We start from the raw sequence: 25095 nt of genomic DNA, 5'->3' as shown, positions 1-25095 counted from the left end.
AGGTCAGGTGGTGAGCGGAGCCGGTTCCGGACGGACCGCGGAGAACCGGCGGGTGGCCTCGTCCAGGACGTACGTCTGGGCCTCGGCGACATGGAAGTACATGCCGTGCAGCGTCAGCGAGCCCTCGGCGACCCGGCGGGCCACGCAGGTGTGCGCCCGGAGGTGGTCGAGCTGCTGTATGACGTTGACCAGCGCCAGCCGCTCGTGATCGTCCGCCACCGGCCTTTCGGCGAGGGCGACTTCGCCCCGTCCCAGCCGTCCGATCCGCTGCATACGGGCCAGGCTCGGCCGACCGTGCCGTAGCCAGCGGGTGAGGGGGGTGGACTCGTCGGTTTCCCGGGCGTGCTGTGACGCGGCCGTCGCGGAGCTGAGCAGCGCCGCCATGGCACCGCAGCCCGAATGCCCGCATACCGTGATCGAGCCGACCTTCAGTACCTCGACCGCGTACTCGATCGCCGCTCCCACGGAGTCGCAGGAGGCGTCCGAGCCCGGTGGCGGCAACAGATTGCCGACATTGCGGACGGTGAACAGATCACCCGGCCCGCTGGATGTGATCATGCTCGTGACCAGCCGGGAGTCGGCGCAGGTCAGAAACAGCTGGGTGGGCCGCTGACCCTCGCGCGCCAGCCGGGCCAGCTCCTCGCGCACCAAGGGGGCCGTATGACGCTGGAACGCGCTGACGCCGCCCAGCAGTTGACTGCCGCTGGTCTCCGAGGCCGACTCGCGGGCCAGGGCGGACCGGGTGCAGTGATGGTTGCGCCAGGGCGTCCACGGGCGGCAGGCATGCGCGCTGGCCGGCTCGGCGATCGGCCGGCCCGAGCGGCCGCCGAGCGTCACCCAGCCGCCCCGCGCCTGATGAGCGGCGGACCAGGTCTGCAGCGCCTCGTAGGCGGCGTGGTCCATGAACGAACCGCACAGCTCGACGACGACGTTCGCGCCCGCGGGCACCCGTGCGAGCGCCCGGGTCAGCCGCGGCACCGCCAGAAACGTCAACTGGCCGCTGACCCGCACCCGGTGGCCGTCGGGCTCCTCCGTCACCGTGACCCGGGTGTGCGTCAGGCGGCGCAGCGCCAGGAACACCGCGACCGCGCCGCCGGTCGCCACGCCGTGCAGGACGCCGAAGACGACGACCCCGCCCAACGTGGCGGCGTACACCGGGAATTCGCGATGCCGCTGCACATGCCGGATGTGGGCGAAGCTCACCATCCGTACGCCGATGAACATGACCAGGGCGGCCAGCGCGGCCAGCGGGATCAGCTCCAGCGCGGCGGCCAGCAGGCCCGCGCAGAGCAGCACCCACACCCCGTGCAGCACGGTGGCCCAGCGGCTGACCGCGCCGGCCTTCACGTTGGCCGAGCCGCGGATCGCGCCCCCGGAGATCGGCAGGCCGCCGAGCATTCCCGAGACGGCATTGGCCATGCCCTGGCCGGCCAGTTCACGGTTGAGGTGGGCGCGGCCCTTGGGGGCGTCCGGCTGCTCGGACGCCAGCCGGTCCACGGCCACCGCCGCCAGCAGCGACTCCATGCTGGCGACCAGGGTGACGGTCAGTACCGCGGCGGCGATGGCCGCCCAGGAGGCGTCCGGCAGCGTGGGAGGCGCGGGCACGTGCCAGGACGGCAGCTCCACCCGTGGCACGGTCATTCCCGCGCTGACGGCCGTCGCGGCGAGGACGGCGACCAGCGGAGCGGGGAAGACCCGCGCCCACCGCCCGACGCGGCCCGGCAGCCGTCCCCAGCCCACCAGCACGGCGATGGTGATGGCGCCGATCAGCATCGCGATGGCGTGCGGATCCTCCAACTGGCCGGGCAGCGCCGCGGCGTTGTCCAGCGCCGAGCTGTCCGGGCTGCCGCCGAGCACCACATGGAGCTGCCCGATGGCGATGGTGACCCCGATGCCGGCGAGCATGCCGTGCACGATCGCCGGGCTGATGGCCAGCGCGGCGCGGGCCACACGCAGTGCTCCCAGGGCGAGTTGGGCCATACCGGCCAGTACCGTGATGGCGCAGGTGGCGCGCCAGCCGTAGCGCTGGACGAGATCGGCGGTGACCACCAGGAGGCCGGTCGCCGCCCCGCTCACCTGGAGCGGGGCACCGCCGAGCAGACCGGCGACGATGCCGCCGACCGCCGCGGCGACCAACCCGGCCTGGAGCGGGGCACCGGTGGCGAGGGCGAGCCCGAGCGACAGCGGGACGGCGAGCAGGAAGATCACGATCGAGGCGGAGAGGTCCCGCCGGACCGCGCCGCGGGGCCGCTCGGTGCGGTGCTCGGGCGCCGGTTCCGGACGGGACGGCTCGGGGGGGACCCCCGAAGGCTGCTGCGGTTTCTCTGTCTGCGACATTCCCGTCTCCTCCGGGGCGGCGCGGTCGCGCGGGGCGCGATCGTGGGCGGCGGTGTGCTGCGGCGGGACGCGAGACGCCCGGCGATTGTCACTAAGAGTGACGCTCCGGCTACTCTCAAGCATCGGTAAATGAATCGTAATGACGCGTAAAGAGAAAGAGAAGTCTTTTCGGGCATACGAGCCAGTCATTCCCTCTGTTGGGTGAATCCGGTGGTAATCGGCCGAACTTGCCCTTCCCTGCTCGGGGGAAATAGCGGTTGCCGAAAATTGGCCCTGTTCATCACTCGGACGGGCCTTGCGCCACGGGGAACGAGGTGCGGCCGGGCCACCTCCGGGCGGGCGGCCGGAGGTGTTCTCCCATGGGTCCGGAAACGCCACGGCGCCCTGTTGGGGGCAGGGCGCCGAAAGGGGCGGGCCATCGGGTCAGGCGGGCTGTGGTGTTCCCTCGAAGAGGACGAAGGCGGGGTCGACCTGCGCCGCCAGGTCCGTGCCCGTCTTGGCGTTGCCCCAGCTCTCCGCGTTCTTCAGGTGGAAGTGCACCATCTGGCGGGTGTAGCGCTCCCAGTCACGGCGCTCGTACGCCTCGTCGGCCGCGGTGTGCAGCGTCGCGAGGGCGCGGCGGTTGGCGTCCTCCAGGCGGGAGAAGGGGGCCGGACGGCCCTTTTCCATGGCGCGCACCCAGTCCGAGTGCCCGACGGTCACCAGCAGGTCGCCGCCCACCTCCGCGTGCAGGAACGCCAGGTCGTCGGGGCCTTGCACCTTGTTGCCCACCACCCTCAGGGGAACGCCGAAGTCCCGTGCGTATTCCTTGTACTGGCGGTAGACGGCGACGCCTTTACGGGTCGGCTCGGCCACCAGGAACGTCATGTCGAAGCGGGTGAACATCCCGGAGGCGAAGGAGTCCGAGCCTGCCGTCATATCGACGACGACGTACTCGTCGCGGCCGTCCACGAGGTGGTTCAGGCACAGTTCGACCGCGCCGACCTTGGAGTGGTAACAGGCCACGCCCAGATCGGATTCGGTGAACGGGCCGGTCGCCATCAGCCGTACGGAGGTGTCGTCCAGCGGCACGGTCCGTGCGCAGACGTCGAAGACGGGGTTGTCCCCCGAGGCCCGCAGCAGCCGCGAGCCCTCGCCCGGCGGCGTCGTCTTGATCATCGTCTCGGCGGACGGGATCCGCGGGTTGCTGCCGCGCAAGTAGTTCTTGATCAGCGGGAGATGGGCGCCCATCGCGGGCAGTGCGGCGGCCTCCGTCTCGTCCAGGCCGAGGGCGGCGCCCAGATGCTGATTGATATCGGCGTCCACCGCGATCACAGGGACACGGGCCGCGGCGAGATGCCGGATGAACAGGGAGGAGAGGGTGGTCTTGCCGCTGCCACCCTTACCCACGAAAGCGATCTTCATGTTCACCAAGGGTAATCGTCATATCGCTTTCAGTGAGAGGTTTGCGTGAAGAAGACCACTCCTTCGAGGGGTCTGGTCCGGTGGTGCGTAGGGTCATACCCATGGCTGCAATTCCCGGGGGAACGTCCCCCGTTCCCCCGAAGGCGAGCGCCGACCCGCTCGCGGCCCTGGCGTCGCTCCCGGGGGTCGCCGACTCCGTGGACTCCGTGCGCAAGGCCGTGGACCGGGTCTACGGGCACCGGATCATGCGACGCCGCAGCAACGAGGTCACCTCGGAGGCCGCGCTGCGCGGAGCGCGCGCTTCCGCTGCGCTCTCCGGTGCGGACTGGGTGCTCGAAGAGGTCCGGCGGCGCACCGACTTCGGAGTCGAGGGCGAGCCGCGGACGGTCGGTGCGGCGCTGCGGCTGACCGCGGAGGCCGGCCAGCTGCTGAGCGTCTGGCGGCAGTCGCCGCTGCGGGTGCTGGCCCGGCTCCACCTGGTGGCGGCCGGCGGCGTCACCCCGGACGACACGGTCGGCCGGCCGCGGCTGGCCGGCGAGCCGGTGCACGAACCGCTGGTCGAGCTGCCGCTGCCGGACGCCGACGAGGTCGCCGGACGGCTGGACGGGCTGGCGCGGCTGCTGCTGGCCGGTACCCAGGCGCCGGCCCTGGTGAGCGCCGCGGTGGTGCATGGCGAGCTGCTGGCGCTGCGGCCCTTCGCGTCGTACAACGGGCTGGTGGCGCGGGCGGCGGAACGGATCGTGCTGGTGGGCAGCGGCCTGGACCCGAAGTCGATCTGCCCTGCGGAGGTCGGGCACGCCGAAGAGGGGCGCGCCGCCTATCTCGCGGCCCTGGAGGGCTATGTCTCGGGCGCCCCGGAGGGCGTCGGGGCATGGATCGCGCACTGTGGACGCGCGGTGCAGCTGGGCTCCCGGGAGAGCACCGCGGTCTGTGAGGCGCTGCAGCGCGGCGCGGCCTGAACACGGGCCGCGGAGCGGGGCGCGAACACCAGCCAGGAGCCGTGATTCCGGATCGTCCGCCCCTGAACAGGGCTGCGGCGGTACCCATACCTGCGGTACCGCCGCTGGCATGTCCGCCGGGTTACCATGCGTGCACGGAATTTGCCGATCAGGTCGGAATCTTTGTCCGGTTACCTGGTGCGGCTGGCCCGTAATCGACGGGTCGGCGTCGCGTGGGTACCCGGCTTTCATGCATCGGTCCGTGGGCCTTACTGCGTTAAAGGTGCTCCTCTCGGATGACCTCGGTCTCGCGGGCCGTAAATCCTTTGTACTACCGATGCGGGATAAGCGGAACCCCAGCCTGCAGATCTTTACGTTTGCCTTCAAACGCGGGTAATACGGGCGAGCTGTTCTCTTCCTGTTCTGCGTCGGCTCGCGTACCAGACCAGGCCCGCCGTGGCGACGGCCGCGCTCACCGCGGCGATGACGGCGAGCACCGGGCGCGGCGGCAGCGACAGCACCGGCAGCCGCTGCTTGAGCGGCACCGGGCGGGTGAAGGACCGTACCGGCCAGCCGCGGCTCTGCGCCTCGCGGCGCAGCGCCCGGTCCGGGTTGACCGCACAGGGGTTGCCGACCGCTTCGAGCATCGGCACATCGGTCGCCGAGTCGCTGTACGCGTAGCAGCGCTCAAGGTCATAGCCCTCGGACGCGGCGAGCTCCCGCACGGCCTCGGCCTTGGTCGGTCCGTAGGCGTAGTACTCGACCTCGCCGGTGAAACGGCCGTCCTCGCCGACGACCATCCGGGTGGCCACGACCCGGTCGGCGCCCAGGAGTTCGCCGATCGGCTCGACGACCTCGGCGCCCGAGGTGGAGACGATCACGACATCGCGGCCGGCGGCGTGGTGTTCCTCGATGAGCGAGGCCGCCTCGTCATAAATGATCGGGTCGATCAGATCGTGCAGTGTCTCGGCGACGATCTCGCGGACCTGGGCCACATCCCAGCCGCGGCAGAGCGACGAGAGATATTCGCGCATCCGCTCCATCTGATCGTGATCCGCGCCGCCCGCGAGGAACACGAACTGGGCGTATGCGGTGCGCAGTACGGCCCGGCGATTGATCAGGCCACCTTGGTAGAAGGACTTGCTGAAGGTCAGCGTGCTCGACTTTGCAATGACGGTCTTGTCCAAGTCGAAGAACGCGGCAGTACGGGGAGCCGAGTGAGGCACGGAGTGGTTTTCCACGGGGGTGAGCATAGGGCGCCAACCATTCGGCGTAAGGTGCGGCGCGTGGGTTTGCCTGAGAAGGCTCTCGGGTACACCATGGAAGTCACGGATCGTTCGCGACCGTGCTAACCCGGTCCGGCTCCTCCCCCCCCGAGTCGGCCGTGGGGACGACCCCCGCTCTCCCCCCCGGCGGGGGTCGTCGCATGTCCGGACGGGTTTTGCGGTGTCGGCCCCGGATCCGGTCGCTCCCCTTCCCCTCGCATCACCTCTCCGGCATCGACTCGCATCTCGTTACGCAGCGTAGCTGTCGGGCTGCTCTGTGGAAGCCCCCTCTCGCGCCTCAGAAGTGGCTGTTCGTCGCTTGAATAGGTGACAGGGATATTCACAGGCGCGGAGTTGTCCACAGATTTGGGTCAAGATCCCCGCGATTTTCCCGATCGCCGCACCGTAAAAGTCCGCGGAGTTCGCGGATGGGTGTGTTGTGTAGCGATAGGGGGACGGAGCGTGGCCGGATCCATGGCATCCGAACGGCCGGGCGGGACCGGCGGGGATCGGGGCGGACCGCTGATCATCACCGAGGACGAACGGCTCCTCGACGATCTTCTGCGGCTGTGCGCGGCGGCGGGCACGCTGCCCGAAGTCGCATACGGCCCGCCGGCCCCTGCGGGGGGCTGGGAAGCGGCGCCGCTGGTGCTCGTCGGCGAGGACCGCGCGGCCCGGCTGGACGGCGCCGGACGCAGAGCGGGCGTCATCCTCATCGGCTCGGACGCGCATGACCCCGGGCTCTGGAAGCGGGCCGTCGCCATCGGGGCGGAGCGGGTGGTGACGCTCCCCGGTGACGAGCGCTGGCTGGTGGACCGGATCGCCGACGCTGCCGAGGGCGTCGGGCCGCCGGCGCTCACGGTCGGCGTCATCGGCGGCCGCGGCGGCGCCGGGGCGAGTACCCTTGCCTGCGCGCTGGCCGTCACAGCCGCCCGCAGCGGACGCCCCGCCATGCTCGTGGACGGAGATCCGTTGGGCGGCGGGCTCGATGTCCTGCTGGGCGGGGAGAGGGAGAAGGGGCTGCGCTGGCCCGACTTCGCCGCCTCGCGCGGCCGGGTGGCCTGCGGAGCCCTGGCGGAGTCGCTGCCGCGGCTGCATGCGTTACGGGTGCTGAGCTGGGATCGCGGCCCCGAGGCCGCCATCCCGCCGGAGGCCGTGCGCGCGGTCATGGCGGCGGCGCGCCGCGGCGGCGGAGTCGTGGTCGTGGACCTGCCGCGTCAGATCGACGAAGCGGCGGCGGAAGCGCTGGCGCAGGTGGATGTGGGGCTGCTCCTCGTCCCCATGGAAGTGCGGGCGTTCGCCGCGTCCCGGCGGGTGGCGGCCGGGGTCCGGGCGGCGCTGCGGGATCTGCGGATGGTGGCGCGCGGTGTCCCGGGGACGCGGGCCGACCTGAAGCCGGACGACATCGCCAACCTCCTGGAGCTCCCCTTGGCAGGTGAACTGCCGTGGGAGGGCGGCCTGTTGGAGGAACACTCGCGCGGTGCGCCGCCGGGAGCGAACGTGCGCGGACCGCTGGCCCGGTTCTGCGCGGAATTCTGGGAACGGGTGCCGGCGGACGGCGGGCCGGCTTCCGGGGAGACGCGGGGCGGTGGTCGGGCATGACCCCGGAACTGCTGGACGTGGTGCGCGGGCGGCTGGCCGAGACCGGGGCGGAACCGACTCCGGCGCGGGTGGCGGTGGCGCTGCGGGAGGAGGGGCGGCTCCTCGGGGACGCCGAGGTGCTGGGCGTGGTGGCCGCGCTGCGGTCCGAGATGGTCGGCAGCGGGCCCCTGGAGCCACTGCTGGCCGCGCCCGACGTGACGGATGTCCTGGTCACCGCGCCGGACGAGGTGTGGGTCGACCGGGGCGCCGGGCTGGAGCGTACGGACGTGCGCTTCCGGGACGCGGCGCAGGTGCGCGGGCTGGCCCAGCGGCTGGCGGCGGTGGCCGGGCGACGGCTGGACGACGCCCGGCCGTATGTGGACGCCCGGCTGCCGGACGGCACGCGGCTGCATGCCGTGCTGCCTCCGGTGGCGGTCGCCGGAACCTGTCTGTCCCTGCGGGTGCTCAGGCCCCGGGCCTTCGGGCTCGCGGAGCTGGTCGCGGCCGGGACGGTCCCGCCGGGCGGCGACCGGCTGCTCGGCGCGCTGCTGGCCGCCCGCCTGTCCTTCCTGATCAGCGGTGGTACCGGCGCGGGCAAGACCACGCTGCTCAGCGCGTTGCTGGGGCTGGTGGGACCGGCCGAGCGGATCGTGCTGGCCGAGGACTCGGCCGAGCTGCGCCCGGACCATCCCCATGTGGTGCGGCTGGAGGCGCGGCCCGCCAACCAGGAGGGCGTCGGACGGGTGACGCTCAAAGACCTCGTCCGGCAGGCGCTGCGCATGCGACCGGACAGGCTGGTCGTGGGCGAAGTGCGCGGCGCCGAGGTCACGGCGCTGCTGGCGGCCCTCAATACGGGGCATGAGGGTGAGTGCCTCGCTTAACCATACATGGAAGGGCACGGCTCAGCGAAGGGTCGCAGCTAGCACAACACCCCTGGTCAGGGGGCCGGTTGGCGCACAGCACAGAAAGCCCCGCCCACGCGTCACGGGGGGAAGACGCATGGACGGGGCCGCTCAGGGGGATCGATCACCCGTTGCCGGGTGGCGTGGACTTCGAAGCGCGCAGTTCCGCTAGGTGGCGTTGGTACAGCGGCCCTGACGCGAACGCTGCGTTAGCCGGGGCCGGTGCAGCTTCCTCGATCAGGCTTTGGGCTGCCGCTTTGAGGGCCGCCCCCCAGACGAGCACGTGTTGCTGTGCCGTCCGCCCGCACTCCTGCGGTTCTCCGGGGAGACACAACGGCAGTGTCGGCCCGACCTTGTTTGCCGCATACCGCACGTATCCAGCGATCAAGGCCCACTCTTCTTCTGATCGCTGCACCGGTTGACTGGCATAGTCGCCATTCAACCAACCGTGGAAGTCGTCGCCGTGATCCACTGATCCTCCTTGCTCAGCGACTCAATGCGGGTGCGCTGATCGTAGCCGTCGTGGGCGCGCTGTTGGCTTCCTTCGGGTCACAGTGCCCCACAGAGGGGACGCACGGGCCACACGGCCCGCACATGGGGAGGAATTGCGGGGGAGTACAGGACTGCACGCCTCCTCCGTGCACGGCCGTGATGTCGGCCAGCACTTCCGCCATGCGCGCCCCGCCCCAGATTTCGGAAAGGGGAGCGTCCAGCACGTTGCCGATGGTCAGGAAGCGTCCCAGCACGCACGGCCACACGTCGCCGGCCGGGCCGATGGCGCACTTCTCGTGGGCGCAGTGCCCGCACAGATCAGCGATCGTCGGGGCGGCGCCCTTGCTGGCTCGTCCGAACGCTCGCGTACGGTCTCCGCCGACCGTTTCCACGCCAAGGGTCAGAAGGTCCTGCGCAGCCTCCTTCACGCGCTGTTCCTGGTTCACGGCGACGACTCCGCCCCGCAGCGGGATACCCAGGTCAAGCGCCTTGGCGACGTTCGCGCGGGTCCGCTTGTGGGAGCCCCGGAGCCGGGTCACCTTGTCGTGGTCGGCGGCCGTGTCCGAGTAGTACGACGTAGCGAGCTTGACCCCGCACGCCTTGAACGTCTCCCACAGGGATTCGCGGACATGGGTCAGGTTCGAGAACACCTCGATACCCAGCCCCGCCCCGTGGGCGTGCGTGATCAACTCCCGCAGGTGCGGGTATAGCGTCGGTTCCCCGCCGATGAACTGGACGTCGTCAGCGCCCATGGCCGCCAACTGGTCGATGGTGCCCTTCCAGTCCTGCGCGGTCATCGTGCCGTGCGTTCCCTTGGGGGACGAGTCGGCGTAGCAGTGATCACAGGACTCGTTGCAGAGCCCCGTGACCTCTAACCATGCGAATTTCAACGGGTTTTGGGCAGCGCTCATCGTCTGACTCCTTCAGACTGTGAGTGTGTGAGTGGCCCGCCCCTCAAGCGGTCCGCACTGCGTGGGGGAACACGTGGTGCGCGCCTTCCTGGTGACCGCGAGAGGGGCGGGTGATGGCCCCGCCCGGCCGACTCCGCTTCATGGGAATGAGGGGGCGTGCGACCGGGCGGGCGTCTATGGGTTAAGAGCGGTGATCACGTAGGCAACTAGCGCGTACGTCAGGAGAGTTGCACTGATCATGAACGCGCGCAGCACCCAGCGCCGGAAGCGGATCACTTGCTGTGCCGGTGGCATCCGGGGATGCGGCACGGTGGCGTTGGGTTTCCCTGGGGGATATAGACGACGCCCGACACGGGGTCGCACGCTCCGCCGTACTCCGTCCACCAACCGGGCTCAGAGTTCGCGTACGGCCCTTCCGGGTCGTCTATGAGGCGCACGAGCCGTGGGGGCGGTAACGGGGGCGCAGGGCGTCTCTGGATCCTCGCGGGGGCGGTCATTGCTTGCCAGCCTTGACCCTGCTCATGCGAGCCCATAGCCGGTCAACTTCGTTCGGGGGCTTGTACTCGGTCGTTTCCCACGGCTCGCCGTCGCCGTCCAGCGGGGCGAGCGTCACCGTGCCCGTGGGACCGTCCCAGCCCACGGCTGTACCCACCTGCCCCCGATGGGTGTCCTTGACCAGCACGCCAGGGTTGGGGACCCAAGCGCGCTCCATCCCCGACGCTGCGTCGGCAAGGTCCCGTCTGCGCTGTCGGTCTGCGTCTGATCTCTTAGCCATCGTCGGCGTCCCCTCGGTGGTCCGGTGCAACCACCTTGGAAGTCCAACGACCGCTTGTCTGTGGCACTTTGGGTAGCCATCAGCGGGAAGTGCCACATCGCTACAGCGGCAGCCCCACCACGTTGGCCATGGTCCGCATCTCCACCGTCAACGTCCTTCGCCCGCTGATCACCCGGCCAAGGATGTCTCGGGCATAACGCTGGTTCGGCAGCCACTCGGGACTATCGGCGTTGATCTGCTGCAACTTGCCGAACGACTCGGCGTAGTCGCCTGTCTTCACGTACGCGTCGGCCACGTCCAGCAAGTGACGGTTGCGGTTGTTCGACGTGGGCTTGAGCCCTGAGAACGGGATGCGCTCGGCGAGCCTCAGAACCATGTCCGGCCGGTCGATCACTCCAGCATTCTCGGCGGCCTTCAGCTTGACCGTGGTCGGTCCGAAGGTGCGCAGGAAGTCGTTCTCCGGCGCGTGCTCACGGCCCAGGGCAACGGCTGCTGCTGTCGCGAACTTCAACGCGTCCTCGGCTTCACCCGGCTGAGAGTTCCGCACAGCAGCAGCAGACACGCGCAAGAGCATCCAGCCCCACGTACTCAGCTCAGTAGGCGTTGCGCGGGACATGCGTGGCTCGGTCTCGTCCGCCCACTTGACGGCCAGGTCGTATGCCTTACCTAGCTCTCCCTGGCGCAGCAGCAGCCAGCACAGGGTGTTGACCGTGGCCGCACCCTCTAGCCGGTCTGCGGCATCGTCTAGGGCGCGCTCTAGGGCCGTCTCAGCGGCCTTGAACTGACGCGTCTGAACCATGAGCCATCCAGCGAGTTGCAAGAGCCGAACGCGGACGCGTCGCCCTTCGGGGCCGAGCGCTTCGGCGTCTCGCAGCAGGGGCGGCAGCATCACGGACAGGGCGGCGAACTGATCCCCGGAAAACAGGGGCTCCGTCTCGCGCAGGGCTGCCCGTACGCCGCTGACGGTCGGCGGTTCGTCGTCCAGGCCCGGAGCGAGCGGCGGACGTTCCAGAGCCTCACGGACGGCCGTCCAGCGGTCTACCGTCTCCGCACTGGCATCCTCCGGGTTCGGCTCCCCGGCGAGCCTCATGGTTGGCACCCTCAGCGCGTGCGCGAGCTTGCGCAGCGTCTCCAGGCGTGCCGTCGCCCGTTCGCCCTGTTCGAGCTTCCGAATGGTCGAGAGCGAGACCCCCGACGCATCCGCCAACTCACGCTGAGACAGTCCGCGACGCTTGCGGACTTCCTTGACCCTCTGCCCCGCAGTACTCATGGGTCGAGCGTACGCCCGACAACCCGTTCGGAACACGCCAAAGGCCCCGCACCCGCCCAGCGAAGGCTAGGCGGGGGACCTAGGAATCGAAGGGGTGTGACTGCCCAGCAATGACAGGGGGGCCTGACCTGTTCAGCCCCTGAGCCGGCACCGTGCAACCCTTCGAATCGAAGGCACCCGGAGCACGCAGAAAGCCCCCGTTCTCGCTAGGGGTCGGCAGGAACGGGGGCAGCGTCAGAAGTGGCACGGGCAGACCATGCAGGCGTACAAGTCGGTAGGGTGCGGAACACGCCCGATCTCCGCCGTGAAGAGGGCGGCGAACGGCCCCCATAGGGGATGCGTCGGCGGGTCATCGGCGTCACCCAACCGACAAGCAAGCGCGCCTAGTTGATCGCTTACAGAGTGCCGATCGGGCATCAAAAGTCCTCCGGGTCGTACTCGTCAAGCGCCTGTTGGGCAAGCCGTTGCATCTGTTCCAGCACACTTTCCTCGCTGCCGGATGCAGTGCCGTTCTCAAGGTCACGCATTGCGGAGTGCAGCGCAGAGAAGTACCTGAGCGCCGGATGAGCGACGGGGAGCCCGCTGGCACCGATGACCATGAGGCCGTCAGCGGCTACCTGACGGATCAGCGCATCCCAGAGCGCCCGTACGTCATCGAGTCGTTCCGCGCTGCCCTCAGGGGCGCTCAGGGGCTTTACGGGGGCAAGCCCGCCATTCCGCGCCGAAGCCCGGCGAGCCCGTGACGCAGCGACACGGCAACGGCTATCGCAATACCGCTGCCGCGCATCGGCGTTCTTCGGAAACCGCTTGCCACACGGCTTGTGCTGACAGGCGAGTACCTTCACGGCTGAACCTCCATTCGGGTAAGACGAACAACGCCGACGGGCGTGTTCGTTACGGACGCAGCGTTTTTGCTTGGGCCGGGATCGGGATTGACCAAGCCGCTTCGACTTCTCACGCGCCCCGCCCTCCCCGACGCATCAAAGACAGATGATTGTGTCTGCCTCACGCGGAACGGTCTTGCGAGCGATGGCAGCACCGTGAGGAACGCTCAGGCCGTCGTTCCTTCCGGTCTCTCGCCAGCAACCGACGCACGACATACGGATGTTGTGGCGCTCGCGTTTCCCTCCCGAACGGATAGGCAGCGACCACGCCAACACCAACGCCGACGCAGGCCCGTTGCCGTCGCAGCAATCGCACCGCAGATGAATGCCGCGCCGTCCGATCTCAGCCATTCGCGCTGCGGTCTCGACTAGCAGGGGCTCACGCTCAGCAGGTACGGGCTTGACGACGGCCGCCCATCGGATTAGCCGCTGACGAGTTCGGTCGCTAATCAACGAGAAACACCCCCGCCCAGTGAAGTGCACTCTGGCATCCCTTGCAGGCAAGGGACAGGCCCGACTTCTTGGCGGCCGGAATGATCACGCCGCACCGCTCGCGAACCAACGCGGGGTCAATAATGTCTACCTGTTCCGGGGGGTGATATCGGAGACTGTCACCGTTGCGGCACTCGCCGATGAGACAGGGTAGGAGTCCGGGGAAACCGGCAGCCGTCGCCTTACTGCGCACGCTTTCCAAGAATTGTGATTCCCGTTCTCTGCGTGCTTCGGCTTGCTCCTTGATTATTCGACGACAAGTCGTGCACCGGCAGGGCATTACGCGCCGACCTTGAGCACCTGGACGCGTGCGGGATCGGCAAGCACGACGGACCCGATTCGCGAGCGCCCCGCAATGAAAGCGCGGTCCCGCTCGAACGCTTCCGGCGCATATTCCGTCTTATAGATTTCAAGGTTCTTGCGCATTGCCACGGCAACAGAATCAAGGTCAGCGACAAGGACCGTGCCAGCGGGAAGACCAACCGTGCCGTCGGCAAGGTCCGGGATAGCAATTAGCTCAGGAATCTTGTCCAGCTTGCTGCTATCCACCCTCTTGAGGATCGCGGCAATAGCGCTTGGGCAACCCATAACAGCCGTGGCCTCACCGCCCGAATCCCGAACGCGGGCAATAGCGTCCGTAATCTCATCGAAACCGATAGCTGTAACGGTGGTGGCCGTGCCGTCAGCGAGCATTCCGGAAACCGTAACGTCTCCGTCAGTGCCACCATTGATTAGCGTGTTATCGATCCGCTGGCCGATCGCAGCGGCGAGGCTGGTGTTAATAGCCGCCTCAGTGGGCGGTACGTCGGCCAGCGTGTCCTTATCGACGCTCACCATGGCGGATACCTTTACCGCGCGAAAATCGGGGGCCGTGACTTCGTTCTCAATGAATATAGCCGCCTCATTTCTCGGCTGGAGAACGGCCGTCACCTTCGGCGCGATCGACACATAGCCGCGCTGCCGATTGAACGGGAAGACGGCAACCTTAGTGATCAGCTTGGAGCCCTTCCCGGCAGCAGAGAGGATTTCCGGCGCATACGCCGAGCCCTCCGCGTCGATCCAATCCTTTTCACGCACCTCGGAGAGCGACCGGCCAAGTACCTTGATCTCATCACGGGAACGATTGGCTTCGTCGTCAGTGACAACGCCAGTAACGCCGGACGGGTAAATGCCGTTCATGGAATCGCTCTCTTCGGTGCTCGCAGTTGCAGGGGTGATTCCGGCGCTCTGCATGGAACGCACGGCAACAGTGGTATCGGGATAGGCAGGATTGAGGACCGGCCCCAGTTCGAGCACGCGCATTCGCGTGACGGTACGTAGGGGCGTTCCATCCGCCGTTTTCGACCATTCGTCATCGTCAGCCCTGAACGTGAACGAGCAGCCGGAAATATCGCCACGCTGAACCAGCGCGAACACATCGCGCCCTGCCGCCGTATCCGGGAGGTCGCATTCAAACCAAATACCGGTCTGGTCTGCACCCAACCGGAGTGTTCCGGCTGAACGGCGACCTAGGTAATTCTTCGTGTCGTGGTCGAACGTGCAAATAACGTCTGTCTCGTCATTTTCCGGGGACCAGGCAGCGGGGCTGATCTGTTCAACGAAAGGCGGATTGCCCAGCGGAGTAGACGGGGAATTAAAGACGATTCCATATCCGCGAATCGTAAGCGTCTCGCCCACACTTCGGGCTGACAGTGCGCGTGCGAGCGCGCGAGTTTCGGTGGCGCTATGCAAGGGACCCCCAATGGGAATGGGATTCATGATCACCGACTCACGTGAGTCGGTGGTCTAGACATGCGAAAAGCCCGGACCTCTCGCGCAACTGTGACGGCAGTTGTCCGGCGAGAGATCCGGGCTTGGTCGTTCGTGCGCCCCGTCAGGCGCATGAGGGAGAGCGGGTAACCGGGGTCGGAGATGGAATCTCAACGACCACCGGTCACACCCCGCGCACCCCGTCAACCTTTACTGGAGCGCAAGGGTTGCCTGAAATTCAGCCGTAAGCGCGCTTGCGAAGACGGTAAGCCTTCTGTCTGTGTGCAGGAGAGCAGTATTTGCGCGGTCTGCCGTCGCCGAGCCAACCGGCGTTGTCATCGCACCCATCGAGTCCGCAGACTGCATCCCACCTTGCAGCGTCGGCCGCTTGACGTTCCTCGGCGGCGCACCCCTCGCAGATCGTTTGATGCTGGTTCACCGGATCGAATAGATCATTGCAGCGGGGGCAGTCTCTTCCCCGTCGTTGTCCATTGGTGAGCCTGGCTGCCCTCTTGAGGGCTTGACGACAGGCAGGCGAGCAGACCATCTCTTGCCGTCCGCTTAGGAGGCGATCGCAGCGCACGCAGTGCGTGCGGCGACTGCCGCTCTCCCATGTGTAGTAGCCCACGGTTTCCCTCCATGGCGGGTGTTATGAAAACGGGTGTGGTGAGTACCACGTCTTCTGAAATCTTGTGTATTTCTCACGTACTTTTAGAAAAGTAGGTACATGACACTTGGGATACGTAACAAATGACGTTGGCTCTCATCTCCGACGCTGAGTCCTCCCTGAAGGGGGGAGCGTGAGGGCTGCCCCCGCCTCTGTGTGGCCTGCAGGCACGCGAACGGCCCGCCGCTGGGGGAATTTCCCGGCGACGGGCCGTAAGGGGCGCTCAGGCGGGTTTACGCCGCCTGCTGGTGTTCACGCTCTCCAGTAGCGGTGGCGGCAAGTTCTGCTGCCGCAGGATCACTGCGGAACCATGCCGGGCCTTCGAAATCAACCGACACCCGTGACGAGTCGAATCGTCGTGGCGCGCCGGGGGTTGCCGGGCGGACCACAACCCGCGCCCCTAGATCCGCCAACAAGGCCCGTCGTCCCTCTTCGGTGCGTCGCTGCCACTCGTCCGCCACGGTGCCGCCAGCGTCCACCCAGCGGCCTTCGGAGTGGTCAGCTTCCGCACGCAATTCAGCCTGCCGGTTTTCTAGTGCCGTGAGTTGCGCGATGGCCACGCGCGCCGCCGTTCCGTTCGGGTCTAGCTGTGCCAGGTTTCCGGCAAGGCGCTCAATCTGCGTTGTCACTTCGGAGAGTTGCAGCACCGCGCTGCCGTCAGGCTCCATCCAGCGCATGAGCGCGAATGCGCCGAACCGCTTCAAGTAGTCAGCGGAAACGAGTTCGTCTAGGTAGTGCGCAGTGACGACGTTCGGGCGGTGAATTCCCCGCTTGCCGACCCCGGCGCGGCATACGTACGTGCTGTAGTCCTTGCCTTTGACCTCACGACGCTGCCGGTACATGGGTCCGTTGCACTCGGAGCACAGTGCCACGTGAAGGAGTAGGGCCTTACCGCTGCGCTCTGCTCCGCGCCCCTTTGACCTGCCATCAAGTATTGCGCGTACTGCTGCCCAGGTTTCGCCGTTGAGGATTTCGGGTCCGGCGGATACCGGCCGTCCTTCTGCGTCAAGGACGGGTTGGTTATGGACTGCTCCGCGCTTCTTGCCAGGAACGGACTGCACCAGCCATCCGCGAACGGCAGGCGTATAAAGCACGTCCCGCAGCGTCGTGGTATGCCATTTTCCGCCACGCAACTTGCGTCCGTCCCGCTGCCTTGCGTGCTCCGCCGGAGGGAGAATTTCGCGCTCGTTCAGCTCACGAGCAAGCCCGGTCAATGTCGCGCCGTGATTTATGAGCTTGTCCGCGCATTCTCGGATGACAGCTGCGGCGGTTTCGTCGAGAGTCCAACGCTTGTCGTTCACTGGACCGGTAACCGCGTATCCGTAGGGCGCAAGTCCGCCCAGGTGGTTGCCGCGCGAACGGAAATGCTTCTTGCTGTCCGTGATGCGCGCCGTAATCATGTCCCGCTCGTATTCAGCGAATGCGGCAAGAACGTTGATGATTATGCTTGCGTTTTCCGGGCTTACAACGCCGTCTGCTGTGATGACCGTCGTGCGGGTGGATTTTGCAGCGTCGAGAAGCCGCTGAAACTCCATGACGCTTCGCGCGTACCGGTCCAGCTTCGCGGCAATGACGTAGTCAACACGCGGAAGCCAAGAAAGTACTTCCCGCATACCGGGCCGGTCTTCGAGCTTGCTTGCTCCGCTGACGTTCGTGTCGGTGGCGACGTGCACCACCTTCCAGCCGCGCTGTTCGGCGTACGCATGGCACGCGGCAATGCGGTGGTCGGGGGCTTCCTCGGCGAAGAGACGGGACAGGCGGTCGTAGATCACGCAGGTGGGCTGTTGCATGGAGGTCCCTAGAGCGCAGCGGTTCCCTGAGCCCATGGAGGGTTAGGGAAGGCACCCGGGGGGCTGCGGCACGGTCCATGCCAATGCCGCCTGCGATGTCCCCGCCCGGCTGGAGGCGCTCGGCTCGACCGCCGGCCTGGACCGCGCCGCGCTGCACAGCCAGCTGGCCGCGGCCGTCTCGGTGGTCCTGCATCTCGTACGGGACCGGCACGGCCGGCGCCGGATCGCCGAGGTCCATGTCCTGGAGCGGGACCGCGACGGGTTCGTGATCACCGTTCCGGCGGCGATCTGGCGCCCGGACGGCTTCCAGGAGGCGCGCGGCTGGGGGCGGTTGATGCGGCTGTGCGCACGGGGCGGGGGCGAGCTGCCATGACGGTCGCGTTGATCTGGGATGGGGGTGCGGTGTTCTGCGCGGGGGCCGCCGGCTGGTTGGCCGGCGGTGGGCGGGACGGCACGGCGCGCCGGGCTCGGGCGCTCCTCGCCGAGGGGGCGGGCCCACGGGCGGGCTGGGTGATGACGGGGCGGCGGCTCGCGCGCCGCGCGTGCCGGGGGCGTATCGGGCAGGAGGTCTGGTGCCTGCCGGTGGGGGTCGGGGTCGGCGTGTTGGGCGGGTCGGTGGTGCCCTTACTCGCCTCGGTGGCGGCACTGTTCGTCGTCCGTCGCCGGCTGGCGGCGCGCGGGGCGGAGCGTGAACGGGACCGGCGGACCGGCGAAGTGATCGGTCTCTGCGCGGGAGTGGCGGGCGAACTGCGCGCGGGGCGGCAGCCGGCTCAGGCTCTGCTCGCCATGGAGACGCCGGGCCTCGGGGCGGCAGGCTCGGCGGTCTGGGCGGCCGCGCGCTACGGAGGGGACGTACCCCGGGCGCTGCGTGCGGCGGCGCGGCTGCCGGGCTCCGAAGGGCTGACGGGCATGGCGGCGTGCTGGCAGGTCGCGGTGGAAGGCGGCGGCGGACTGGCCGCCGGGCTGGAGCGGATCGCGTCCGGGCTCCGCGCGCGGCGTGATCAACGGGAGGAGCTGCGCGCCCAGTTGGCGGGCCCCCGGGCCACCGCGCTGATGCTCGCGCTGCTGCCGGTGTGCGGGCTGCTGATGGGCAGCGCGCTCGGCGCGGACCCGCTGCGGGTCCTGCTGCACACTCCGGCCGGCTGGGGCTGCCTGGTGATCGGCGGGCTACTGGAGTGGGGCGGGGTGGCCTGGACCGCCCGGATCATCGCCGATGCGATGCCGGCGGTGGGGCGCGATCCGGATGCGCGCAGAAAGGCATCAGCAGCTGTGAGAGGGGGAGGGGAGTGCGGTGAATCCAGGTGCTGACCCGGAAGTTGTCCACAGGGTGGGGACGGCCGTTTCGGCCGTACTGGGTGCGCTGTGGACGGGCGCATGGGCGAGGCGGGCCCGCCGCGGCCGGGCTGTACGGAAACGGGTGCCCGCCATTCTGGGCGCGCCCCGGCCGGCGCGTCGAAACACGCTGCCCGGGTGGCGCGACAGGGCACGCACCGCAACGGACGGCGGTCGTCGGGCCGATGCGCTGAGGCGGTGGGCGGGGCCGCTCGGGGCGGCGGCCTTTGTGGCCGTCCTCGTGGGAGGCGTGGCCGGCGTAGCGGCGGGGCTCGCCGTGGGCTCCGGGGCGCACAAGTGGCTGGTACGGCAACGGGCCGCGGAGAAACGGAAGCTGGAGCGCGCCGTGGTGCGTACGGAGCTCGCGCCGGCCGGCGATCTGCTGGCGGCCTGTCTTGCGGCGGGGGCCGGGCCGCGGGAGGCGGCCGAGGCGGTGGGCCGGTCGCTCGACGGGACCGTTGCCGAGCGGCTGCGCCATGTGGCGGCGGAACTGCGCCTGGGTGGCGAACCGGACGTCGTGTGGGCGCGGTTGGCGGCCCTTCCCGGAGCCGAAGGGCTGGCCCGGTGCATGGCGCGCGCCGGGATATCCGGGGTGCCGGCCGTCGAGCCGGTGTCGCGTATCGCCGCGGAGCTCCGGGCCGAGTGGGGCCGGGCGGCGGCCGCGCGGGCCCGGCGGGCGGGGGTGCTGGTCACCCTGCCGCTGTCCGCGTGCTTTCTGCCGGCGTTTCTGACGCTCGGGGTGGCGCCGGTGCTGATCGGCCTGGCGAGCGGGCTGCTGGGACGTAACTGACCTGTCGATGGGGCGAGTTCAAGGGGGATGGCGATGTTTCGACGGTGGTGGACGGAGCTGCGTACGGCGCGGCCGGACCGGGGCATGGCGACGGCGGAATACGCCATGACGACGCTTGCCGCATGTGCTTTGGCGGCCGTGCTCTACAAGATCGTGACGAGTGGAGCGGTCCAGGGGATGCTGCGATCGGTGCTCCAACGGGCGCTCGATGTCCAGGTCTGAGAGTGCGGGCAGGGGCCGCCCCGGTGGCCCCGCCGCCGGGCGGTTCGTGCGTGACGCGGGCTCCGTGACAGCCGAGACGGCTGTGGTGATGCCGGTGCTGGTGGTGGTCGTCGCGGCGCTCGTCTGGGGCCTGATGGCGGTCTGCGCCCGGATCGAGTGTGTGGACGCGGCACGGGCCGCCGCACGGGCGGCGGCCCGGTCGGAACCACGGTCGGCGGTGCTCCAGGTGGCGCGCGCCGCGGCTCCACCGGGCGCGCGGGTGGCACTGACGAGGGAGGGCGAGGTGGTGCGCGTACGGGTCGCGGCCGAACTGCCCGGTGTGGGCCGGCTGACGGCCCGTGTCAGTGGGGAGGCGGTGGCTCTTGCGGAGGAGACGGTGGGGCGATGAGGGTTCGGCGACGGTGTGGACGGTGTTCGCGGCGGCGGCGCTGTGCGCGGTCTTCATGGCGCTGATCGGCGTCGGCCAGGCCGTCACGGTGCGGCACCGGGCGGGCGGCGCCGCGGACCTGGCGGCGCTGGCCGCCGCGGATCGCGCCCTCCAAGGCCCGGCGGCGGCGTGCGCGGCGGCGCGGCGGGTGGCGGCCGCCCAGCACACCCGCCTGGTGCGCTGTGCCCTGACGGGGCCGGTCGCCGACGTCTCCGCAGAGGCCGGCCGCAGCCCGTTCACGTCCCGGGTACGGGCTCGGGCCGGGCCGGCGACGCCCGTACGGGGGCGACCGCGCGGCGCCGGGACAGCGGTGGCGCGGCCGGACGGAGCCGGGGCGGCGCTAACGAGCCCGGACAGTGCCGGGACGGCGATCGCACGGCCGGTCCGCACCAGGAGGCCGGCGACTCGCCCGGCCGACGCGGAGGCGGCCGAGAGGCAGACCGCCACCATCTCGCGGACGGCGGCCATCTCGCGGGCGGCGGCCAACAGGCGGACGGCGGTCACGCGGCCGCGCGGCGCCACGGCGTCCGCCAGGCCGTCCCGCCGCTCGCGGAGCGGCACCCCGCCCCACCACCGGAAGCCCGCCCCGCTACCCCTTCGGAACCCCGCGCAGCAGCTCTCCCAGAAGGCGGATCGCGCCCCGCTTGTGGAGCGGGTCATTGCCGTTGCCGCACTTGGGGGACTGGATGCAGGACGGGCATCCGGCGTCGCACTCACAGGAGGCGATCGCCTCACGGGTGGCGGTCAGCCACTCGACAGCCGTGTGGAAGGCACGTTCGGCGAAACCCGCGCCGCCGGGATGGCCGTCGTAGACGAAGACCGTCGGCAGCAGGGTGTCCGGATGGAGGGGGACGGAGACGCCGCCGATGTCCCAGCGGTCGCAGGTGGCGAAGAGCGGCAGCATGCCGATGGAGGCGTGCTCGGCGGCGTGCAGCGCCCCGCCCAGCTGCCGGGGATGCACCCGGGCGGCGTCGAGTTGGTCCTCGGTGACGGTCCACCACACCGCGCGGGTGCGCAGCGTCCGCGGCGGCAGGTCCAGCTTGGTCTCGCCCAGGACCTCGCCGGTGATCAGCTTGCGGCGCAGAAAGGAGACGACCTGATTGGTGACCTCGACGGAGCCGAAGCACAGCCGGGCGTCGCCCCAGGGGACCTCGGTGTCGGTTTCGAGGATGGAGACGGCGGTGGTGTCGCGCGCGGTCGTGGAGTAGGGCGGGTTGGCCTCCTCGACGAGGGCGACATCGTCCTCCAGGTCGAGGCGACGGACGAGATAGGTACGGCCCTGGTGGAGGTGGACGGCGCCTTCGTGGACGGTGGTGTGCGCGGCGCCGGCGTCCACGGTGCCCAGCAGCCGACCGGTGCCCTCCTCGACGATCTGCACCGGCGAGCCGCCCTGGCCGCGGATGTCGGTGAGATCGGCGGCCCGCTCGCGCCGCGTCCAGTGCCAGGCGGTGGCGCGCCGGCGCAGCAGACTCGCGGACTCCAGCTGCGGCAGCAGCCCGGCCGTCGCGGGGCCGAAGAGCCGGAAGTCGGCTTCAGCGAGCGGGAGTTCGGCGGCCGCCGCGCACAGGTGCGGGGCGAGGACATAGGGATTGTCGGGGTCCAGGACCGTGGACTCGACGGGCTGGTCGAAGAGCGCCTCGGGGTGGTGCACGAGATAGGTGTCCAGCGGATCGTCGCGGGCCACGAGAACGGCGAGGGCGCCCTGCCCGGCGCGTCCCGCCCGCCCCGCCTGCTGCCACAGCGACGCGCGGGTGCCCGGATAGCCGGCGATGAGCACCGCGTCGAGGCCGGAGACGTCCACGCCCAGTTCGAGCGCGGTGGTGGCGGCCAGGCCGAGCAGATCCCCGCTGTGCAGGGCGCGTTCCAGGGCACGGCGTTCCTCGGGCAGATAGCCACCGCGGTACGCGGCGATCCGCGAGGGCAGCGAGCGGTCCACCTCCGCGAGCCGCTCCTGGGCGATCAGGGCGATCAGTTCGGCACCGCGCCGGGAGCGTACGAAGGCGACGCTGCGGACGCCCTGGACGGCGAGGTCGGTGAGGAGATCGGCGGTCTCGGCGGTGGCGGTGCGGCGGACGGGGGCGCCCTGCTCACCGTGCAGTTCGGTCAGCGGCGGCTCCCAGAGCGCGAAGACCACCTCGCCCCGGGGCGAGGTGTCCTCTGTGATCTCCACCACGGGCAGGCCGGTGAGCCGGGTGGCCGCCTGCGCCGGTTCCGCGGCGGTGGCGGAGGCGAGCAGAAAGGCCGGCTCGGAGCCGTAGCGGGCGCAGACGCGGCGCAGCCGGCGGATGACCTGCGCGACATGGGAGCCGAACACCCCGCGATAGGAGTGGCACTCGTCGATCACGACATAGCGCAGCGCGCGCAGGAAGGAGGACCAGCGAGGGTGCCCCGGGAGGATGCCGCGGTGCAGCATGTCGGGGTTGGTCAGCACGTAGTTGGCGTACTGGCGGACCCATTCGCGTTCCTCGACGGGGGTGTCACCGTCGTAGACCGCGGGCCGGACGGCCGTGCCGAGTGGCCCGGCCAGCTCGCGTACGGCGCGCCGCTGATCGGCCGCCAGCGCTTTGCTCGGGGCCAGATAAAGGGCCGTGGTTCCCCGCCCGTTCGGCGCCTCGGAGCCGTCGAGGAGCGTGGAGAGGACCGGTGCGAGATACGCCAGCGACTTGCCCGAGGCGGTGCCGGTGGCGACGACGACCGACGCGCCGCGCAGCGCGTGTTCGGACGTCCGTGCCTGGTGAGCCCAGGGCCGATCGATTCCGGCCGAACGAATGGCGTCGATCACTTCCGGCCGGATCTCTTCGGGCCAGTCGGCATGGCTGCCGAACCGCGGGGGCAAGTGCTCCGTATGAGTGATGCGCGCAGCGCGGGCCGCGCCCCGGGTCAGGCGGTCGAGGATCATGCCTGGGGGCGGGCCGGCGCCCGCATCCGGCGGGAGTCGATTGGAGGCCATCGGCACCGAGTGTGTCACCGGAGTGACGGACAATGCTGGCAAGGCGTCGTGCACGCCTGCTCGTAAGTGATTGAATGCCATCGCGGCTGCCGATCCGCCCCTACCTACGGTGGGGAGGCCCCAGGGGGGCGACCGCTCGATAGCAAGGTGCTGGAGGATCCGTGGACCTGTCCTTGTCGACCCGGACCGTTGGCGACCGTACGGTCGTCGAGGTCGGTGGCGAGATTGATGTATACACCGCGCCCAAGCTGCGGGAGCAGCTGGTCGAGCTTGTGAACGACGGAAGCTACCACCTCGTGGTGGACATGGAACGTGTTGACTTCCTCGACTCCACTGGGCTCGGCGTGCTGGTCGGCGGACTCAAGCGGGTGCGTGCCCATGAGGGCTCGCTGCGCCTGGTCTGCAACCAGGAGCGCATTCTCAAGATCTTCCGTATCACCGGTCTGACCAAGGTGTTCCCGATCCACACCTCGGTCGACGAAGCCGTCGCCGCGACCGACTGACGGTTTCCAGGTGCCCGCGCCCCGGCGCGGGGAGGAAGTAGTGGGGGGTCCCGGACGTAGCCGTCCGGCCCCCCGCGTCGCACGTCCGCAAATCGAGGGGGATGGCATGGCCACCGTCGAACTTCGTTTCAGCGCCCTTCCCGAGCACGTTCGGACCGCGCGTCTGGTCGCTGCTGCCGTGGCCCGGCGCGCCGGGGTGGACGAGGCCGTGCTGGACGAGGTGCGGCTCGCCGTGGGCGAGGCGTGCAGCCGCGCGGTCGGGCTGCACGCCAGCAATGACATCGCGGCCCCGGTCCAGGTGCGGTTGATCGAGGACGAGAAGACGTTCTCGATCGAGGTGGGTGACGAAGTGCCCGCCGGCGCCGCGACGGGCGCCGGCGCCGAAGGCGCGGAGGGTGGAGAGTCCGAGGGCGAGGACGAGATGGGTCTCGCCGTCATCAGCGGGCTGGTCGACGACGTAGAGGTGACCTCCGGGGAATGCGGCGGAGTGATCCGGATGAGCTGGCCCACGGCGCCCGCTCCGGCCGTTCCGTAGCGCCCTCGGTGCGGCGTCAGGGGCCGATGACGAGCCGGTCTTGGTCCGCAGCCGGTGGGGGACGACGCGTTACGTCTACCACCACCGCAATCCGGTCGGCCTTGCGCTGATCGTGCTCACGCTGGTCTTCGCGGGCGTCGTCCTGTACGGGATGTCGTCCAGCAGTCGCTGGAGCGATGATGCGCTGGGCGGGGCGGTCCGCAAGGCCGCCACCGCCCTGAAGAGCTCCGCCCTTCCGGGCGCTGACGAGGACGAGTGGCTGATAAGGGACGCCGTCGAGAACGCGGACGGGAAACCGGCCGGAAGGGGCTCGTTCGTGTCGGCCTGACGGCCGCCGACGCCGCGGCCCGCGCCGAGGCGGACCGGAAGACCGCATCGGCGAGTTCCGCGACGACAGCGGTGTCGCCCACTACGACATCACCGCGAAAGGCACCGACGCCGCCTTCTGTATGAGCCTCACTCGGGTCCGTACCGTCCAGGGCTCCTCAGGCGGCAAGGGAATCGTCCTGCCCGGTATGCGCGGACGGCCTCCGTGCGCGAGGGGCACCGCGCAGCCCTAGGACACCCTGCCACCCTCGTGCGTCAGCCGTCATGCGAGGCGATCCGGACTCGACGTGATGTCCTGTCAGCCGATTCCCGCGGTGACGGGCGCCGCGTCGTACGGTCCCGTCCGGCGGCCACGGACGGGACCAACCGCCCCTGCCGTCACCCCCATCACTGGCGAAGCACGCCGCCGCGCGCCTCGGTGAGCAGCGGCGATCACCGTGCGATCGGTACGAAAGAAAGATCGTCGGGCGACTGTCAGCGAATTCGGTGCATTCCTTCGTCCGGGCGAATTTCACGGGCGTCTTCCTTTTGATCTTCGCGGCTACCGGCGAA

General features: G+C 69.5%; 19 protein-coding genes and 3 pseudogenes. 12 read left to right on the top strand and 10 right to left on the bottom strand.

Annotated features, from left to right (window positions below):
* Positions 1–3 precede the first annotated feature (3 nt).
* Positions 4–2337, bottom strand: coding sequence for a SulP family inorganic anion transporter (locus tag K9S39_RS21070; RefSeq protein ID WP_248864918.1), 2334 nt, complete (start codon positions 2335–2337; stop codon positions 4–6).
* Positions 2338–2760: 423 nt separating this feature from the next.
* Positions 2761–3741: an ATP-binding protein gene (locus tag K9S39_RS21065; RefSeq protein WP_248864917.1), complete on the bottom strand. Its 981-nt coding sequence runs from the start codon at positions 3739–3741 to the stop codon at positions 2761–2763.
* A gap of 101 nt (positions 3742–3842) precedes the next feature.
* Between K9S39_RS21065 and K9S39_RS21060 the strand changes: the two genes are divergently transcribed.
* Complete coding sequence (locus tag K9S39_RS21060; protein ID WP_248864916.1) at positions 3843–4700, top strand: Fic family protein; 858 nt, start codon at positions 3843–3845, stop codon at positions 4698–4700.
* Between the two features lie 362 nt (positions 4701–5062).
* Here K9S39_RS21060 and K9S39_RS21055 read toward each other — a convergent pair whose 3' ends face one another.
* Positions 5063–5932 carry an HAD family hydrolase gene (locus tag K9S39_RS21055; RefSeq protein ID WP_248864915.1) on the bottom strand — a complete coding sequence of 290 codons (870 nt, stop codon included), beginning with the start codon at positions 5930–5932 and terminating at the stop codon, positions 5063–5065.
* A gap of 474 nt (positions 5933–6406) precedes the next feature.
* Here K9S39_RS21055 and ssd point away from each other — a divergent pair, with 474 nt between their 5' ends.
* Positions 6407–7546 (top strand): septum site-determining protein Ssd, encoded by a 1140-nt coding sequence (gene ssd, locus K9S39_RS21050; RefSeq protein WP_406707983.1) that lies wholly within the window; start codon positions 6407–6409, stop codon positions 7544–7546.
* Positions 7543–8397, top strand: a pseudogene (locus K9S39_RS21045) (TadA family conjugal transfer-associated ATPase); the annotation flags it as partial. The gene ssd and the pseudogene K9S39_RS21045, both read left to right, overlap by 4 nt.
* Before the next feature lie 154 nt (positions 8398–8551).
* Here K9S39_RS21045 and K9S39_RS21040 read toward each other — a convergent pair.
* The 6 genes from K9S39_RS21040 to K9S39_RS21015 all read right to left on the bottom strand — a co-directional run bounded on the left by K9S39_RS21040 (position 8552) and on the right by K9S39_RS21015 (position 17457).
* A complete protein-coding gene (locus K9S39_RS21040) occupies positions 8552–8899 on the bottom strand; it encodes a hypothetical protein (protein WP_248864913.1) in 348 nt (115 codons plus the stop codon).
* A gap of 13 nt (positions 8900–8912) precedes the next feature.
* The gene (locus K9S39_RS21035; RefSeq protein WP_248864912.1) at positions 8913–9830 is read right to left on the bottom strand and encodes a radical SAM protein; all 918 of its coding nucleotides are present in this window, start codon (positions 9828–9830) and stop codon (positions 8913–8915) included.
* 875 nt (positions 9831–10705) lie between these two features.
* On the bottom strand, positions 10706–11875 hold the full coding sequence (locus tag K9S39_RS21030; RefSeq protein ID WP_248864911.1) for a helix-turn-helix domain-containing protein: 1170 nt from the start codon (positions 11873–11875) through the stop codon (positions 10706–10708).
* Positions 11876–12291: 416 nt separating this feature from the next.
* Complete coding sequence (locus K9S39_RS21025; RefSeq protein WP_248864910.1) at positions 12292–12720, bottom strand: hypothetical protein; 429 nt, start codon at positions 12718–12720, stop codon at positions 12292–12294.
* A gap of 810 nt (positions 12721–13530) precedes the next feature.
* Entirely contained in the window at positions 13531–14928 is a 1398-nt protein-coding gene (locus K9S39_RS21020) for an HK97 family phage prohead protease (RefSeq protein WP_248864909.1), read from the bottom strand.
* 972 nt (positions 14929–15900) lie between these two features.
* Positions 15901–17457, bottom strand: a complete 1557-nt coding sequence (locus K9S39_RS21015; RefSeq protein ID WP_248864908.1) for a recombinase family protein — start codon at positions 17455–17457, stop codon at positions 15901–15903.
* Between the two features lie 52 nt (positions 17458–17509).
* Here K9S39_RS21015 and K9S39_RS21010 point away from each other — a divergent pair.
* The 6 genes and pseudogenes from K9S39_RS21010 to K9S39_RS43040 form a co-directional block, all read left to right on the top strand.
* Positions 17510–17830, top strand: a pseudogene (locus K9S39_RS21010) (ATPase, T2SS/T4P/T4SS family); the annotation flags it as partial.
* The gene (locus tag K9S39_RS21005) at positions 17827–18765 is read left to right on the top strand and encodes a type II secretion system F family protein (protein WP_248864906.1); all 939 of its coding nucleotides are present in this window, start codon (positions 17827–17829) and stop codon (positions 18763–18765) included. The pseudogene K9S39_RS21010 and the gene K9S39_RS21005, both read left to right, overlap by 4 nt.
* Before the next feature lie 274 nt (positions 18766–19039).
* Positions 19040–19579 (top strand): type II secretion system F family protein, encoded by a 540-nt coding sequence (locus K9S39_RS21000; RefSeq protein WP_319949568.1) that lies wholly within the window; start codon positions 19040–19042, stop codon positions 19577–19579.
* Positions 19580–19612: 33 nt separating this feature from the next.
* Positions 19613–19801 carry a DUF4244 domain-containing protein gene (locus tag K9S39_RS20995; RefSeq protein WP_248864905.1) on the top strand — a complete coding sequence of 63 codons (189 nt, stop codon included), beginning with the start codon at positions 19613–19615 and terminating at the stop codon, positions 19799–19801.
* Positions 19802–19865: 64 nt separating this feature from the next.
* Positions 19866–20189, top strand: coding sequence for a TadE family type IV pilus minor pilin (locus K9S39_RS20990; RefSeq protein ID WP_319949567.1), 324 nt, complete (start codon positions 19866–19868; stop codon positions 20187–20189).
* Positions 20140–20436 (top strand): annotated as a pseudogene (locus tag K9S39_RS43040) (Rv3654c family TadE-like protein); the annotation flags it as partial. The gene K9S39_RS20990 and the pseudogene K9S39_RS43040, both read left to right, overlap by 50 nt.
* Before the next feature lie 381 nt (positions 20437–20817).
* Here the strand turns inward: K9S39_RS43040 and K9S39_RS20980 are convergent.
* Entirely contained in the window at positions 20818–23259 is a 2442-nt protein-coding gene (locus tag K9S39_RS20980) for a DEAD/DEAH box helicase (protein WP_248864904.1), read from the bottom strand.
* Positions 23260–23339: 80 nt separating this feature from the next.
* Between K9S39_RS20980 and bldG the strand changes: the two genes are divergently transcribed.
* The 3 genes from bldG (at position 23340) to K9S39_RS20965 (ending at position 24544) form a co-directional block, all read left to right on the top strand.
* A complete protein-coding gene (gene bldG, locus K9S39_RS20975) occupies positions 23340–23681 on the top strand; it encodes an anti-sigma factor antagonist BldG (RefSeq protein ID WP_004571875.1) in 342 nt (113 codons plus the stop codon).
* Between the two features lie 106 nt (positions 23682–23787).
* Entirely contained in the window at positions 23788–24216 is a 429-nt protein-coding gene (locus K9S39_RS20970) for an ATP-binding protein (RefSeq protein ID WP_248864903.1), read from the top strand.
* 40 nt (positions 24217–24256) lie between these two features.
* Complete coding sequence (locus K9S39_RS20965; protein WP_248864902.1) at positions 24257–24544, top strand: hypothetical protein; 288 nt, start codon at positions 24257–24259, stop codon at positions 24542–24544.
* Positions 24545–25095 lie beyond the last annotated feature (551 nt).

It is taken from the genome of Streptomyces halobius (assembly GCF_023277745.1).
Taxonomy (GTDB): Bacteria; Actinomycetota; Actinomycetes; order Streptomycetales; family Streptomycetaceae; genus Streptomyces; species Streptomyces halobius.
Note: the sequence above shows the minus strand (reverse complement) of the source record. Positions and strands in the feature narration are given on the sequence as shown.

Bases quoted from the DNA above. Each gene is read 5' to 3' on its own strand.
- K9S39_RS21070 (WP_248864918.1), bottom strand. From the start codon at position 2,337: ATGTCGCAGACAGAGAAACCGCAGCAGCCTTCGGGGGTCCCCCCCGAG.
- K9S39_RS21065 (WP_248864917.1), bottom strand. From the start codon at position 3,741: ATGAAGATCGCTTTCGTGGGTAAGGGTGGCAGCGGCAAGACCACCCTC.
- K9S39_RS21060 (WP_248864916.1), top strand. From the start codon at position 3,843: ATGGCTGCAATTCCCGGGGGAACGTCCCCCGTTCCCCCGAAGGCGAGC.
- K9S39_RS21055 (WP_248864915.1), bottom strand. From the start codon at position 5,932: ATGCTCACCCCCGTGGAAAACCACTCCGTGCCTCACTCGGCTCCCCGT.
- K9S39_RS21035 (WP_248864912.1), bottom strand. From the start codon at position 9,830: ATGAGCGCTGCCCAAAACCCGTTGAAATTCGCATGGTTAGAGGTCACG.
- K9S39_RS21030 (WP_248864911.1), bottom strand. From the start codon at position 11,875: ATGAGTACTGCGGGGCAGAGGGTCAAGGAAGTCCGCAAGCGTCGCGGA.
- K9S39_RS21015 (WP_248864908.1), bottom strand. From the start codon at position 17,457: ATGCAACAGCCCACCTGCGTGATCTACGACCGCCTGTCCCGTCTCTTC.
- K9S39_RS21005 (WP_248864906.1), top strand. From the start codon at position 17,827: ATGACGGTCGCGTTGATCTGGGATGGGGGTGCGGTGTTCTGCGCGGGG.
- K9S39_RS20995 (WP_248864905.1), top strand. From the start codon at position 19,613: ATGTTTCGACGGTGGTGGACGGAGCTGCGTACGGCGCGGCCGGACCGG.
- K9S39_RS20980 (WP_248864904.1), bottom strand. From the start codon at position 23,259: ATGGCATTCAATCACTTACGAGCAGGCGTGCACGACGCCTTGCCAGCA.
- K9S39_RS20970 (WP_248864903.1), top strand. From the start codon at position 23,788: ATGGCCACCGTCGAACTTCGTTTCAGCGCCCTTCCCGAGCACGTTCGG.